Source organism: Vallitalea sediminicola, from assembly GCF_054408565.1.
In genome coordinates, this window is record NZ_BTPT01000325.1 from 1 (window position 1) to 240 (window position 240).

1 protein-coding gene is annotated in these 240 nt (G+C 29.2%); it reads left to right on the forward strand.

Features of this window, described 5'->3' with window-relative positions; genetic code table 11:
- Positions 1–240 (forward strand): hypothetical protein (locus ACX6CF_RS26915; RefSeq protein WP_458788448.1); only part of this gene is annotated, 240 nt, incomplete at both ends.

The following is a 240-nucleotide window of genomic DNA, read 5'->3' on the forward strand; positions in this document are numbered from 1 at the left end:
GGAATGGTTTGGCAAGATAGGAAAGTTAGTGTTCAAGAAAAAATATAATCATTTTATTCCTTATAAATTTGATAAGTATCTAAGATTTCTAAGATATATAACTCTAATATGGACAGTTTATCTAACTACCCAAACCATGCGTCTAGTTTTCCTAGAAGTAGACCCATATTTTGCATTATTTAATTTGTGGTCAGATGAAGTAACTATAGGAGGAATTATAGTTCTTGTATCAACTCTTAT